This is a genomic window from Maribacter litoralis, from assembly GCF_902506355.1.
Lineage (GTDB): Bacteria > Bacteroidota > Bacteroidia > Flavobacteriales > Flavobacteriaceae > Maribacter > Maribacter litoralis.
In genome coordinates this window covers 3,366,040-3,381,239 of sequence record NZ_LR733271.1, presented here as the reverse complement: position 1 = coordinate 3,381,239, position 15,200 = coordinate 3,366,040, and the positions used below count along the sequence as shown (strand labels likewise).

Here is a 15,200-nt window from a genome sequence, read left to right as displayed (position 1 = left end):
TTTAGTTTTGTATATCAAATTTAAGCAAATTTTAAGTTTGACTAACCAAAAACATATCAACATTGCTGTATGGCAATAATCACCCTAACAACAGATTTCGGATTAAAAGATCACTTTGTAGCTGTTTTAAAAGGCTCCATATATACCGAATTGCCCGATGCGAAAATTGTTGATATTTCGCATGATATCATGCCGTTCAACATTCAAGAATGTGCATATATTTTATCTAATTCATACAACAGTTTCCCTAAAGGCACTATACATATTGTTGGTGTAGATTCTGAAGAAACTCCAGACAACAAGCACATTGTAGCTTTAGTCAACGGACATTACTTTATAAGCGCAAACACCGGTGTCATTGGGCTTATCACATCTGAAATGACTCCGGAAAAAGTATTTGAAATACACTTACCAGATTCAATCGCAAACTCATTCCCCGTTCTTAATGTCTTTATACAGGTTGCCTGTCATATAGCACGTGGTGGTACTTTAGAATTGGTAGGCAAGCCTTTTACAGATTTAAAGAATTTAAGGGAATTTGCGCCTAGAATCGTAGAAGATGGCAAGAAAATTATTGGCAGTGTCATTTATATTGATAACTATGGTAATGTAGTAACGAATATTAGAAAAAATCTATTCGATGCTTACAGAAAAGATAGAAATTACACCCTTTTGGCTCGTAATCATAAAATCAATACGATTCACAAAGCCTATAATGACTTTATAGACTATAGTGTAGAGAAGAATCATAGAAAAAGTGCGGGAGACCTATTGGCAATTTTTAATTCGTCAGAATACATAGAATTGGCTATATTTAAAAGCAACCTTACAACCGTTGGTGGAGCCTCTACCCTTTTAGGGTTAGATTATAGAGACACTATAATGGTAGATTTTGAATAGCCATTACAGTGTAGATTTATTGTGTAGGTTGATGTACTTTAGTACTAACACAAAACAGTAAAAGTTAATAACTAGTGTACTAATAAAAATTTAATGAGCATAATGCAGTAATAACTAGTAGTATACCGTACCTTGACCAACAACAAACTGTTAATAAGTTTGTTTCTTAAAAAAGGGCAATTAAAATATCTTTGCTGATATTGAAAACTGCCAACATTAAGGATTAAAACCTATTTTTCTTGATAATTTCAAGAACGATATCAATAAAATTTAAAGAATGAAATTTATAGTTTCAAGTACCTATTTGCTAAAACAACTCCAAATATTAGGAGGTGTAATCAACAACAGTAATACATTACCAATACTGGATAATTTCCTGTTCGACTTGCAAAAGGACAAACTAACTGTATCGGCGTCTGATCTAGAAACTACCATGAGTTCTGTGATCACTGTAGATTCTGATAACGAAGGCACAATTGCAGTACCGGCAAGATTACTATTAGAAACGCTTAAGACTTTTCCGGAACAGCCATTAACTTTCGTAGTTGAAGATAATAATACGGTAGAGATCAGCTCTAATCACGGTAAATATGCTTTAGCATATGCGGACGGAGCGGAATTTCCAAAAGCAGTTGAACTTACCAGCCCAAGTTCAACAACCTTGCTTGGTGATATTCTTGCTACTGCGATCAATAAAACCATTTTCGCTGCCGGTAACGATGATTTAAGACCTGTAATGAGCGGTGTTTTCTTTCAGTTCTCACCAGAGAATTTAACCTTTGTTGCAACAGATGCACATAAATTGGTGAAGTACCAACGTACAGATGTTAGGGCATCTCAAGTTGCAGAATTTATTATGCCTAAAAAACCTTTGACATTGTTAAAGGGAATTTTAGCAGGCAGTGAATCAGACGTCCTTATTGAGTATAATGAAAGTAATGCCAAGTTCAGTTTTGAAGATACAGAGCTTATCTGTAGATTAATAGATGGTAAATACCCCAATTACGAAGCGGTAATACCTAAAGAGAATCCTAATCAGCTTACAATAGCAAGAAACCAATTTTTAAGCTCTGTAAGAAGGGTTTCTATATTTTCCAATAAAACAACACACCAAATTCGTTTAAAGATCGCTGGTGCAGAATTAAATATATCTGCAGAGGATATCGATTATTCTAACAAGGCCGAAGAAAGATTGACTTGTGCTTACCAAGGTGACGACATGCAAATAGGGTTTAACTCAAGGTTCTTAACTGAAATGTTGAACAACTTAAGCTCAGATGAAGTTTCTTTAGAAATGAGCTTACCTAACCGTGCCGGTATACTTACCCCTTCCGATGGTTTAGATGAAGGCGAATATGTTACAATGTTGGTAATGCCGGTTATGCTGAATAGCTAACTATTCACCAAATATTCATAAATTAAAAAGGGTCAGTTTTTCAACTGACCCTTTTTTTGTTTTATTAATTCGTTTATGATATAAATCTAAAAGTTCCGAAATAACTGGGCGATTCTCCATTACTAGCTCTAATAGCATTGACAGCGGGCATCACTATAGATAAAATACCTGCAAAAATCAATAATAATATTCCCAGTCCAAACAATAATATTCCAGGTATACCAATAACTAAATACAAAATCAAGGTCAATTGAAAATTAATAACCGATTTACCATGCTCATCCATACCTATAACAGAATCTTTAGTCGTTAGCCAAATTACCAACGGTACAAGTAGTCCGCCAAAACCCGTTACAAAATCTAAATATTGAGATAAATGTGTTATGACCAATAGATTTCGGTCTTCACGTACTGCGATTGAATTTTTATTTACTAGTTCCATTTTTGATTGATTTAATGATGAATACTACAAATAAGACGCATAAATCGCATAAATGTTACAAAAAGAGCCTTTAAAGTTTTCTATTCAGCTTTTTAAGTTTTTCTTGCTCCTTCATTAATTTTATTTGGCTCTTAGCAATTTTATCTTCTTTTTTCTGAATATCTACAGGAGAAAGAGTACCCTTAACTTTACCTTTTTCTAGTTGGGCTTTTAACTTTTCAATTTGCTTTTTTTCGCTTGAAATAGATTTTTCTTTGTTCTTGATCTGCTTTTGTAATTTTTCGATCTTTTTTTGTTCCGCAGCCTCTTTCTTTTCTTTTTTAGCTTTCGCTTCTGCTTTTTCAACCTTTTTCTTTACCTCTACCATTTCCTTTTCTTGTTCCAAGGTTATTTCGCTAGAAGATTCGGTAGTGTCGTTTTGAGCAACTCCCGCAAAAGAAACAAACATAAATACTACTAAAACAAATACTTTTTTCATTTTCTGATTATAATTTATAACACGCAAAATTACTATATAATTGAATACAGAAAATATAATGCTTGAAAATTAAGAAAAGAACAACAGGTAATAATTGATTATTTTTGCACGATGATTAAAACAGATACTATAGTAGCATTAGCAACTCCCGCAGGCGCAGGAGCAATTGCAGTCATTAGACTTTCTGGTCCGGAAGCAATTACAATAGCATCAAAACATTTTAAATCGGCATCTGGCAAAATACTTGAAGACCAAAAAAGCCACACCATTCATTTAGGTTATATTATGGAAGGAAAAAACACCATGGATCAAGCCCTTGTTTCGGTTTTCAAAAATCCGCATTCATATACCGGTGAAAATGTCGTAGAAATATCTTGTCATGGTTCTCCCTATATCCAGCAACAAATTATACAGTTATTCCTAAGGAACGGATGCAGAACTGCTGATGCGGGAGAATTTACGCTAAGAGCGTTCTTAAATGGTAAGATGGATTTGAGCCAGGCAGAAGCTGTTGCTGACCTTATATCCAGTGATAATGCCGCTAGCCACCAAATTGCCATGCAACAAATGCGCGGTGGTTTTAGCAATGAAATAAAACAATTACGAACAGAACTTTTAAATTTTGCATCCCTAATTGAACTTGAGCTCGATTTCTCGGAAGAAGATGTAGAATTTGCCGACCGAACCGCGTTCAAAGACCTATTGGCTCGAATTCAAAAAGTATTACAAGGATTGATTGACTCTTTTGCTGTCGGCAATGTGATAAAAAATGGAATACCCGTTGCCATAGTAGGCGAGCCAAATGTGGGCAAGTCTACCCTTTTAAATGCATTTTTAAACGAAGACCGTGCGTTGGTATCAGATATTGCAGGAACAACCAGAGACACTATAGAAGATGAGATTTCAATTGGTGGAATAGGATTTCGATTTATTGATACCGCGGGTATTCGGGAAACCGAAGATGTTGTGGAAGGAATGGGCATTAAAAAAACCTTTGAAAAAATTGAACAGGCCCAGGTAGTATTGTTATTGGTTGATGGATCTAAACTTTTGGCAGATGATCAAAAGTTGAAAAATATTGTCATTGATTTTGAAAAAATAAAAAATCAGAATCCTTTAAAACCTTTAGTTCTATTGGTGAACAAAGCCGATACACTTTCGGAAACCGATAAAGAAAAAATAGCTACTTATTTAAATGAGGTCAAATATCTATCCGCAAAAACGGGAGAAGGTGTTGAGGAATTACAAAACAGCCTTTTAGAATTTGTAAATACAGGAGCACTCCGTAATAATGAGACTATTGTCACCAACACTCGTCATTACAACTCACTATTAAAAGCATTAGAAGAAATAGAAAAAGTGCAATTCGGTATGCAAGCAGAACTTTCTAGCGATTTAATGGCAATTGACGTACGTGAAGCACTTTATCATTTAGGTGAGATTACAGGACAAGTCACCAATGATGAATTATTGGGGAATATTTTCGCTAATTTTTGTATCGGGAAGTAATAAATTCTTTAATAAGCTTTTTTAACTTACCGCCATACAATGAGTCAATGTCCACCAAATACTGATTGTAGAAATAAAATTTATAATTTTAGTTTAAGAGTTAAGAATTAATTTGGTAAGAAGTCAGGATATTTGTGTGATTTAAAATTCCATGGGCTATCATAAATTTTAGGATTGACTGACTTTGAAGTATCCGCTTGAGGAAAAACTCCTATTTCTTTCAATCCGCAAAGAGAAAAATCATTAGGAACAAATATTTTATAATTTAGATTTGTGAACTATAATCTATCGTTTACACTAAATTAACCCCTTTATTCTTGTAAGGCTTTAAAATTTCTGCATCTGGATCAAGTTCGGTTACCAAATCGGTCAAGGTATTGATCTCACAAATTTTATATCTATTTACGGTATTCAATTTTTTACTGATGGTTAAAGCTATTAGTCTTTTAGAGGAATTGATCATTGCTTTTTTCATCTGTGCAATTTCCCAATCGGTTTCAGTTATGCCCTTTGCACTATCCAAGTAACCCGTTCCCAAAAAGCAAATATCTACGGTAATATCGGTCAAGCTATTTATCGATACTCCACCTGTTACCAACTGAGATTCTTTAGATAACTTCCCTCCTATTAAATACACCTCATGATGATGAGTTTTATTATTTAAAAGTTCAATGGCCATAGGTAAACTAGGAGTAAAAAATGTAAGGTCCATTTTTCTCGGAATTAATTTAGCAAGTTCTAAGTTGGTAGACCCGCCACTAATTAGAACAACATCGCCGTTTTTTAATAGAGCAATACCTTTTTTGGCAATTTTTACTTTACTGTCCTGTTCAAATATCTCTTTTGACCTATCCGAATAGGTATTGAAGCCATTCGAAATAGCTCCTCCGTGAACTTTACGCAATTTTTGTAATTCATCTAGCTCTTTTATATCCCTTCTTACGGTATCCATGGATACATTTAGAATATTGGCTAAATCTGTTAACAACACTCTGTTATGTAATTGAACTTCTTCTAGTATAACTTGATGTCTATCACTTTTTTGCAAAATATATTTTTTAAAAACTACTACAAGGATATCAAATTAATAATAAACAACTATCATTTGCAACAAAAAATAGCAAATGATGTATGTGATTTTAGAATACAATAAATTTTTCTTGATTTTATTGCTTTGTTGCAATAAAATATTGCAAAACATAAAATATTCTGCTAGGTTTGTTAGCACAACTACTTAAAACTAATATTATGAAGAAAACCTATCATGTTCTCTCGGTGCTCTTGCTGATGCTATTTTCCCTCAGCACTTATGCACAATCCTCAACGGTATCTGGTACTATTATTGCCCAAGATGGTCTACCCCTTCCTGGCGCTACTGTCTTATTAAAAGGAACTTCTACAGGAGCTTCTACCGATTTTGATGGTAACTTTAGTATACAGCTAACAAATGCTAGTAACAAAACCTTAGTTATTAGTTACATTGGTTATAAAACAGAAGAAATTGCTTTAACGGGCATGGATCAAATTGTCAATGTGACATTAATGGAAGATTCAAATGCTTTAGATGAAGTAGTTCTAGTGGGTTCATCGGTAACCCAATCTCGAAAAAAACTTGGTAACGCCATTACTACTGTAAAATCGGTTGAATTGGTAAAAGCTTCACCTGCAAATATTACAACTTCATTGCAAGGTAAAGTTCCTGGTGCACAAATAACACAAAATTCAGGTGATCCTGCCGGTGGTTTTTCCATTCGCTTAAGAGGTCCAAGTACAATTAAAGGATCATCTGAACCTTTATATGTAGTTGATGGAGTAATTACCAGTAACCTTACTACCAACGTCACCAATTTAAATGTTGATGCTGGCGATGCTGCCCCTGGTCAAAATAGAATGGTAGATATTAACCCTAATGACATTGAAAACGTAAATATTCTGAATGGTGCAGCCGCTGCAGCAATTTACGGTTCTCGAGCATCAAATGGTGTTGTTGTAATCACCACAAAAAAAGGTGGTAATTATGAAGACGGGCCAGAGTTCTATTTCAAATCTACATTTAGCGTAAATACCATTCGCAAAAAATTAGATTTAAATTTAATTGGTGAGGAATTTGAAACAGTACCCAATAGTGATCTTTCCGGTAGGTTATGGCCTATTTTCGGTTTTGATCCAAATGACAATAATGCGCTTACCACATATAGAAATTTGTCAACCGACAAATTTGAAACTACTAGATACGATTATCAAGATGAAATTTTCCAAACCGGATTTGGAAGTGACAATTACTTCTCAACCAAAGGAGGCAATGATAAAATGAGCTATATGGCTTCTATTGGTTACTTGACCAATGAGGGAATCATAAAGAATACTAAATTCGATAGATTCTCGGCAAGAGTGAACTTTAATCACAGAGTGACCGATTGGATGTCTTACGACTTAGGTTTATATTACGCTAATAGCAAATCTGATGAAAAACCAGATGGAAATGTCTTTTGGAGTCCTATCAACTCTATAAATATAACCAATAACACTTTCGATATAACTCAAAGGGACGCCAACGGCAATTTAATGGCTGTAGAAAACACCAGAGTAAACCCATTGACCATTATTGAAACCTTCGACATTACTCAAGATGTAAATCACTTCATTCCAAACTTGCACTTGAAAATTAAACCTACCGAAAAATTAAGCATTGATCAAATTATAGGTGTTGACACATATAATCAAAAAGGAAATATTTACATACCGGTATATCCTTATGAAAATGTAAATCCTGCATACTATGATGATGGTTACATTGGTAGTGCCGAGGCGAAGGTATTCAATTGGAACTATGACATTAACATGGCATACAACACCAATATTACAGACAAATTAAATTCGGTTACTACAGCTGGTTACAGCTTTCAAAGTAGTGAACTTTCTTTTGAAGGTACCCAAGGAAGAGGTTTAGATAGTAATAACGAACCAACTATTCCGCTACAAACCCAACCAATTGACACCAATTTGGATATTTACGGATTCTTTTTACAGGAAACATTATCATGGGACAACAAGCTCTTCTTTACATTAGCCGGTAGAATTGATGGTGCAACAAATTTTGATGTTGACGAAAGATCTAATTTCTATCCAAAAGTTTCTGGATCCTACGTTCTTTCAAATGAACCATTTTGGAATACCGAAAGTTTTTTGAATTCCGCAAGGTTAAGAGCATCATACGGTGAAGCCGGTAACTTAACAGCAATAAGTCCTTACGAAAGATATGGTAGCTATACCTCAAATGATTACTTAGGCTCCTCAACATTACAACAAAATACCAGATTGGGTAACGAAGGATTAAAGCCTGAGCGTACAAAAGAATTTGAAATAGGTACAGACTTAAGTTTCTTTAATAACAGAGCTTCATTATTATTCACCTATTACCGTCAAAACATTGAAGACTTAATTGTAAGTCGTGTATTGGCACCTTCATTAGGTGGTTCAACAAGAACAGAAAATGTTGGTACAATGCGTAATAACGGTATTGAGCTTTATGCAAAAATAACACCTATTAAAACTGACGATCTAACATGGGATCTTAATTTCAACTATAGTAGTAATAGAAACAAGGTGCTAAGCACTGTAGGTGGCGATATTACTATTGAAAGTGTTACCGGTGCTCCGCCAATTGTAAGAGAAGGTGAAGCTCTAGGCGTATTCTATGGTACTTACTATGCTACAGATGACAATGGCGAATTAATATTATCAGGTGAGTCTACAGATGGCAGCCCAGTTGGGGTTCCTCAACAAGAAAGAGGCGATTTAACAACCAATACACCGCAGCGTGATGCAGATGGGCAACCAACTGGAGATGTTTTAAGAAAAGTTATCGGTGACCCTAATCCAGATTACATCCTTGGAATTGGGACTGACCTTACATACAAGAATTTCAATTTCAGTATGCTTTGGGAAGCAGTTCAAGGTTTTGATGTTTTTGATGCCGATAAAAGAACAAGACAAGGTGTTGGTGTTGGTCAGTTGGCAGCACAAGAGTTGACAGGAGAGCTACCTAGAGGATATATTGCCGGTATATACCCTATAGAAGAATTTAGAATAGAAGATGGTTCTTTTGTTAAACTAAGAGAGGTTTCTTTAGGGTATGAATTCCCTTCTCTATTCAATTCTAGTTTAGAAAATGTAAGACTTTCATTAATCGGAAGAAACCTTATTTCTTTTGACAAATTCTTCAGCTATGACCCTGAGACCAATGCAGGAGGACAATCAAACTTATTGCGTTCAGTAAACTTTGGTAATGTACCGATCCCAATGACAATCTCATTATCATTAAGCGCTAACTTCTAAAAAGACAAATATGAAAAATATATTAAAAACTATAGCTATCACATTGCTCATTGCTACCACGTCTTGTGATACTGAATATTTGGACCCAAACTCTACATTAGAACCAGATGTAGTAAATAATACTGACAATTTGGTGCGCCTAATTAATGGTGTGCAACAAAGATGGAGTACCGAAAGAACCGGACTAATTTATACAAGCACACATATTTCTGGGTTAAATACCGATGAATTAAGATTACTGAACCCTGGTAACCTAGGAGAGAATGAAATTCTTTTAGGTGGTGATGATGTTAGCGGCAGTAATGAACTTTTAATTAATATGTGGACAAATGCATTATTGACCCGAAAGGAAGCAACTACAGTGATCGATGCAGCTGATGATGTTAGCGAAAGTACTTCCGTTTCGGGTTCTTTAAAAGCTTATGGTCTTTTCTACAGAGCTCTTGCCCATGGTACGCTTATTCAATATTTTGAAAGCATACCATTGGAAATTGTTGAGAATGCAGAATTTATAGAACGTTCAGCTGTTTTAGAAAATGTAATATCAGATTTAAACGAAGCCAAAAATTATATTGACGCTGGTTTAGATGCTTCTATAACTGCTGACATTTTTACTTCTGTAGATATAGAAAATTCAATAAACGCTTTACTCGCAAGATTTAATTTAATGGCTGGTAATTATGACGCAGCAATTACCGCTGCCAATAATGTTGACCTATCCGTAAAATCTACATGGGAGTATGATGCATCAATACCGAATCCATTGGCTTTTTGGTTTGGCTCACAAAATGTTACCCAAGCAAAAGATTTAACTTTTGGTCTACCTACGGAGTTGTTACCTGATGAAGATGATGAAAGAATTCCGTTCTATATTACCGCAGAAGATTTAGAAGCTGAAATACCAAACTACCAAGTAGTAGGCTTCTGGAGCGATAATACAGATGAAATCCCAGTTTATCTGCCTGGTGAAATATCACTAATAAAAGCAGAGGCATATGCAAGAAATAATGACCTTGCCAATGCGGTAGCCGAATTGAATACAGTATTAACCAAAACATCTACAACAGACATTTTCGGTTTAGGAGCAAATTTACCTGAATATGATGGTACGATGGAGCAATCTGCTATTCTAGATGAAATTTATAGAAACAGAAGAGTTGAGCTATACTTAACCGGACTTTCTTTAGAGGATAGTAGAAGGTTTGATAGACCAGGCGCAACCGAAACAGATGCGGAAAGAAACAGGGACTATTACCCTTATCCTAACTCTGAAAGAGACAACAATACCAACACCCCCGCAAACCCTTCTTCTTAGGAAGTTAAATTCAACAACCACTATCTAAATTGGGACAGTTTCTATACTGTCCCAATTTTTAAATGATAATACCTATTGAAACCAACAACGATCATTTTTATAATTGCTTTTTACTTTGGTCTACTTATGATCATATCATACTTCACATCAAGGAAAAATAGCGATGATACATTCTTTACTGGCGACAAAAAATCTCCATGGTATTTAGTCGCATTCGGCATGGTAGGCGCAGGCCTATCTGGAGTCACCTTTGTTTCTCTGCCCGGTATGGTAGCCAATAATAACTTTTACTTCTATCAATTTATACTTGGTAATATCGTAGGTTATTTTTTTATCGCCTTTGTATTAACTCCTTTATACTACAAACTTAAACTTGTTTCCATCTACACCTTTCTCAAAGTGAGGTTTGGAAATAACACGTATAAAACGGGATCACTATTCTTTCTGGTATCTCAATCTTTTGGTGCGGCATTACGATTAATGTTAGCCGCCAAAATTCTACAATATGCAGTTTTTGACTATTTCAATGTCCCATTTTATGTAACCATCATCATTATTCTAATACTGGTATGGCTATACACTAACAAATCCGGTATTAAAACCATTGTATGGACAGATACTATGCAAACCATATTTTTAATATTGGGAGCTTCAATTACTATATATACGATAATAAATACATTAGATTTAAGTATCAGCGAATCTTTTGAACGTATAACCACACATGAATATTTTAAAATATTCAATTGGGAACCTGAATCAGGAAATAATTTCTACAAACAGTTTATTGCCGGTATTTTGGTAGCAATTGCCATGATCGGTCTTGATCAAAATATGATGCAAAAAACCCTAACCTGTAAAAATGTTTGGGATGCTCAAAAAAACACCTTGACCTACAGTATCATTTTAGCAATGACACAGTTTCTATTTATGGGGCTTGGTGTGCTAATGTATATCTATGCAAGCGAAATGGGCATACTTTTACCCAAGGGCGAAAATGGATTGTTTTTAAATACCGACAACCTTTTTCCTAACCTTGCTCTAAATCATCTTGGTACTTTAGCGGGTATATTCTTTATTCTAGGGATTATAGCAGCTTCATTTTCTAGTGTTGATTCTGCGCTTACCGCTTTAACAACATCTTTCACTTACGATTTTTTAGATATTTCAAACAAATCGAGCAAAAGAAAAAAGCAATTAAAAAATTTAGTCATTGTTCTATTCTCCTGCATCATATTTGTCATCATACTATCTTTTTCAAATAGTAAAGGAGATGTAATCTCATTAATTTTTAAAGTTGCCGGTTATACCTACGGACCATTACTAGGACTATACCTTCTAGGCATGTTTTCCAAAATAAAATTAAAAGACAAATGGGTTCCTGTTGTTTGCTTATCCGCACCAATAATCACTTACCTATTGGGTCAATTTTCTATAAATACATTCAACTTCGATTTCGGATTTATAAACATAGCAGTCAATGCAAGCTTAACCGTAATAGGCTTATTGCTTATAAAAAAATAAAAATATGAATACACTTAAACCAACAACAGAACAATCATCAAATTATGACGACTTAGAAAAAATGACCGTTAACGAATTACTTGTTAGCATGAATCAAGAAGACAAGTCGGTTCCGTTAGCTATAGAAAGAGCCATTCCCTCCATTCAAAACTTTGTAGAACAAACATTAGTTAGAATGAAAAAAGGAGGTAGATTATTTTACATTGGTGCCGGTACAAGTGGTAGACTTGGAGTTTTAGACGCCTCTGAATGTCCACCAACATTTGGGGTTTCAGATGATTGGATTATTGGTTTAATCGCCGGCGGAGACAGGGCATTAAGAAAAGCTGTTGAAAATGCGGAGGATGATGAAACTATGGCTTGGAAAGATCTTGAAGTTTATAAGATTAATGAAAACGATGTATTACTAGGTATAGCGGCATCGGGCTCAACACCCTATGTGATTGGAGGATTAAAAGCTGCTAATGCCAATGGCGTACTTACAGGAAGCATATCATGCAACACAAATTCATTAGTTTCCAAAATAGCAAAATACCCTATGGAATTAATTGTAGGTCCAGAATTTGTAACAGGAAGTACAAGAATGAAAGCGGGTACGGCCCAAAAGTTAGTACTAAACATGATTTCCACATCTATCATGATCAATCTCGGTAGAGTTAAGGGAAACAAAATGGTAGACATGCAACTATCCAATAAAAAGCTAATCGATCGTGGCACAAAAATGATAATGGAAGAATTAGAAATAGATGAAAATCTTGCTAAATCTTTATTATTCGAACATGGTAGCGTAAGAAAATCGATTGAGTACTATAAACAATAAAATAAGCACACATAGAATTAAAATAGAACGTAGATTGCATACTTAGGTAAATTAAGGGTGATTACTTTACTATATCTCCTCCTGCGCCATATTTGCCGTTATTTCGTTATCATTAAATGACTACAAACATTTTTTTTAAAATTACATAATAGGTTAAATGTGTTTCTATAGTTACTTAAAGCACCATTTATTCTTTTAGAACGGTTATACAATAAAAATTTAATTATTTATTAAAAAGTACCTCAATATAATAATCTGGTAAATTGAATAAGCCTTATATTTTATATAGATAAAATAAAATTGATTGAAGCTAAAATTAAACCATATTACAGAGTAAATTCCCTATCTTTAAAAGTAATAGGAACTATATAAATATATGCTCTATGATACCTCAAACTATCCACAAAATTTCTTTGATTACCATTCTCAGTTTATTCTTTATTTCTATAAATATTTCTTGCAGTAGCAGTGATGATGATACCATATCGATCACTGACCCAGACCCAGAACCCGAACCTGAGGTAGTTGTAGATCCTACAAATTCAAATACCACTATTGAGGCCTCGTCACCTATTGAAAGTGAATCATATTTAACATCTATAATAACTGTACAACTAGCAAATAATGATGGTACGCTTGTTACAAGTGGCGGTAATCAAATAGTTCTGAATGTTACTGGCACGGCTACTATATCAGAAATTACCGATAATGGCGACGGCACATACTCCGCAAGTGTTTCTAGTGACATAGAAGAGTCTATTACAGTCTCAGGAACCGTTAACGGTGATGAAATAACAGATACTGCGATCATTAACTTTGAAGGAATTCAGGCTAATCCTGCGCAAGAAATAGAACAATCAACCGAACCTTTAGGACCAACCATTATCCGTATCAATAGCGGAGGTCCTGAAATTGCATATGGTGATGTCATTTTTCAAGCCGACCAATATTTTGAAGGTCCATCAGAAGCTTATACCAATCCATCTGTTACCGAAATTTCTGAAACTGATATGGACGAAATATTTTTGACGGAGCGTGTAACAGAAGACAACAACCCTACTAGTCCTTTTTCATACGCTATTCCACTAACAAACGGATCTTATACTGTAAAATTATATTTTGCTGAAATCTATTGGGGTGTAGAAAATCCTGAAATGCTCGAAGGAGGTGTTGGTAGTAGAGTTTTTGACATCATAATGGAAGATGCCCAAATATTCACATCTTACGATATATTTAAAGATGTTGGTGTAGCAACCGCAAGTTCTCGAATGTATGATATTGAAGTAATTGATGGAGAATTAAATATTCTTTTTGAGGCAACTGTTGACAGACCAAAAATTTCGGCTATAGAAATTTTTGGTAACGGAACAATTACCCCTTAACATCTAAATATCCATCTCTAAATAGAACTTTAGGTTATTGATATTTCATAATCTAAAACTCATTTGTTGGTGCAAAAGCAATTAAATTAATAATTAAACAAGCACATATATTAGAAAAATTGAACGTAGATTGCACGCCTAGGTAAATAAGATGTGATTACTTAATTTTACCATGTCTAAATGCAATTATGCTAATTTCCGTATACTTTACAATACATATTGTACCTCAATTCACTTGAGGTACAATATGTATTGAGATTATAATTCCTGTATCGGAAAATAATTAATATTTAATTTTAACCATGTTCAACTTTTTTTCCAAAAAACATTTTTTAATTGATCATCTTGAAGGTTTTGTTGATATACATAATCATATTTTACCAGGCATTGATGATGGTGCAAAAACTGTTGAAGATTCCATTGAACTAATAAAAGGTTTTAATGAATTTGGGATAAATGATTTTATTTGCACCCCACACATTATGGAGAATTATTATCCTAATAATCCGTCTACAATTCAAAGTTCCTTATCGTTACTGAAAAATGCTTTGAAGATGAATAATCTTGAGCACATCAACATAGACGCGGCTGCAGAACACATGATCGATTCAGGATTTGAATTAATCCTAAATGAAAACAATATTATGCCGCTTTCAAAAAGCTATCTATTAATTGAAATGTCTTATTTACAGGCTTCAATTAATTTTGACAGTGCAGTTCAAAAAATAAAAAGCTCTGGCTATTTCCCCATTCTAGCTCATCCAGAACGTTATATGTATTTGCATAATAAATTAGGTAAGTATAAAAACTTCAAGACAGATGCTGTGCTGCTACAAATGAATTTACTTTCATTAGGAGACTATTACGGTAGTGAAGTCCAGAAAGCTGCAATTTGGCTTTTAAAAAATAATCTAATTGACTTTGCCGCAAGCGACATTCATAAAACTTCCCAGCTAAATGCATTGAAAAAGATAAGACTTAAAGAAAAAACATGGACACTTTTAAAACCAGTTATAGAGAAAACGATTTATAATTTCAAATAATCCGTTTCTAGAATTGAAGGAAGTGAAATAAATGGAATAAAAAAGCGGAAAAC

The 15,200-nt window shown here is 34.3% G+C and carries 12 protein-coding genes; 9 read left to right on the top strand and 3 right to left on the bottom strand.

The window, feature by feature from the left end:
- Positions 1 to 69: 69 nt before the first annotated feature.
- Both EXIGUO8A_RS14150 and dnaN read left to right on the top strand, forming a co-directional pair.
- A complete protein-coding gene (locus tag EXIGUO8A_RS14150; RefSeq protein WP_159303640.1) occupies positions 70 to 900 on the top strand; it encodes an SAM hydrolase/SAM-dependent halogenase family protein in 831 nt (276 codons plus the stop codon).
- Positions 901 to 1,177: 277 nt separating this feature from the next.
- Positions 1,178 to 2,296 carry a DNA polymerase III subunit beta gene (dnaN, locus tag EXIGUO8A_RS14145; protein WP_159303639.1) on the top strand — a complete coding sequence of 373 codons (1,119 nt, stop codon included), beginning with the start codon at positions 1,178 to 1,180 and terminating at the stop codon, positions 2,294 to 2,296.
- A 73-nt stretch (positions 2,297 to 2,369) separates the two neighbouring features.
- On the opposite strand, the gene EXIGUO8A_RS14140 is transcribed toward dnaN, so the two are convergent.
- Positions 2,370 to 2,738, bottom strand: a complete 369-nt coding sequence (locus tag EXIGUO8A_RS14140; protein WP_116772187.1) for a DUF4870 domain-containing protein — start codon at positions 2,736 to 2,738, stop codon at positions 2,370 to 2,372.
- 70 nt (positions 2,739 to 2,808) lie between these two features.
- A complete protein-coding gene (locus EXIGUO8A_RS14135) occupies positions 2,809 to 3,216 on the bottom strand; it encodes a hypothetical protein (RefSeq protein ID WP_159303638.1) in 408 nt (135 codons plus the stop codon).
- Positions 3,217 to 3,327: 111 nt separating this feature from the next.
- Between EXIGUO8A_RS14135 and mnmE the strand changes: the two genes are divergently transcribed.
- Positions 3,328 to 4,725: a tRNA uridine-5-carboxymethylaminomethyl(34) synthesis GTPase MnmE gene (gene mnmE, locus EXIGUO8A_RS14130; RefSeq protein ID WP_159303637.1), complete on the top strand. Its 1,398-nt coding sequence runs from the start codon at positions 3,328 to 3,330 to the stop codon at positions 4,723 to 4,725.
- Between the two features lie 292 nt (positions 4,726 to 5,017).
- Here mnmE and EXIGUO8A_RS14125 read toward each other — a convergent pair whose 3' ends face one another.
- The gene (locus EXIGUO8A_RS14125; protein WP_159303636.1) at positions 5,018 to 5,773 is read right to left on the bottom strand and encodes a DeoR/GlpR family DNA-binding transcription regulator; all 756 of its coding nucleotides are present in this window, start codon (positions 5,771 to 5,773) and stop codon (positions 5,018 to 5,020) included.
- 200 nt (positions 5,774 to 5,973) lie between these two features.
- Here EXIGUO8A_RS14125 and EXIGUO8A_RS14120 point away from each other — a divergent pair, with 200 nt between their 5' ends.
- The 6 genes from EXIGUO8A_RS14120 to EXIGUO8A_RS14095 all read left to right on the top strand — a co-directional run bounded on the left by EXIGUO8A_RS14120 (position 5,974) and on the right by EXIGUO8A_RS14095 (position 15,147).
- A complete protein-coding gene (locus tag EXIGUO8A_RS14120) occupies positions 5,974 to 9,063 on the top strand; it encodes a SusC/RagA family TonB-linked outer membrane protein (protein ID WP_159303635.1) in 3,090 nt (1,029 codons plus the stop codon).
- Between the two features lie 10 nt (positions 9,064 to 9,073).
- Entirely contained in the window at positions 9,074 to 10,378 is a 1,305-nt protein-coding gene (locus tag EXIGUO8A_RS14115; protein ID WP_159303634.1) for a RagB/SusD family nutrient uptake outer membrane protein, read from the top strand.
- Between the two features lie 126 nt (positions 10,379 to 10,504).
- The gene (locus EXIGUO8A_RS14110; RefSeq protein WP_201304122.1) at positions 10,505 to 11,902 is read left to right on the top strand and encodes a sodium:solute symporter; all 1,398 of its coding nucleotides are present in this window, start codon (positions 10,505 to 10,507) and stop codon (positions 11,900 to 11,902) included.
- Positions 11,903 to 11,906: 4 nt separating this feature from the next.
- Entirely contained in the window at positions 11,907 to 12,722 is an 816-nt protein-coding gene (murQ, locus tag EXIGUO8A_RS14105; RefSeq protein ID WP_159303632.1) for an N-acetylmuramic acid 6-phosphate etherase, read from the top strand.
- 383 nt (positions 12,723 to 13,105) lie between these two features.
- A complete protein-coding gene (locus EXIGUO8A_RS14100; RefSeq protein ID WP_159303631.1) occupies positions 13,106 to 14,104 on the top strand; it encodes a malectin domain-containing carbohydrate-binding protein in 999 nt (332 codons plus the stop codon).
- 302 nt (positions 14,105 to 14,406) lie between these two features.
- The gene (locus EXIGUO8A_RS14095) at positions 14,407 to 15,147 is read left to right on the top strand and encodes a tyrosine-protein phosphatase (RefSeq protein ID WP_159303630.1); all 741 of its coding nucleotides are present in this window, start codon (positions 14,407 to 14,409) and stop codon (positions 15,145 to 15,147) included.
- Positions 15,148 to 15,200 lie beyond the last annotated feature (53 nt).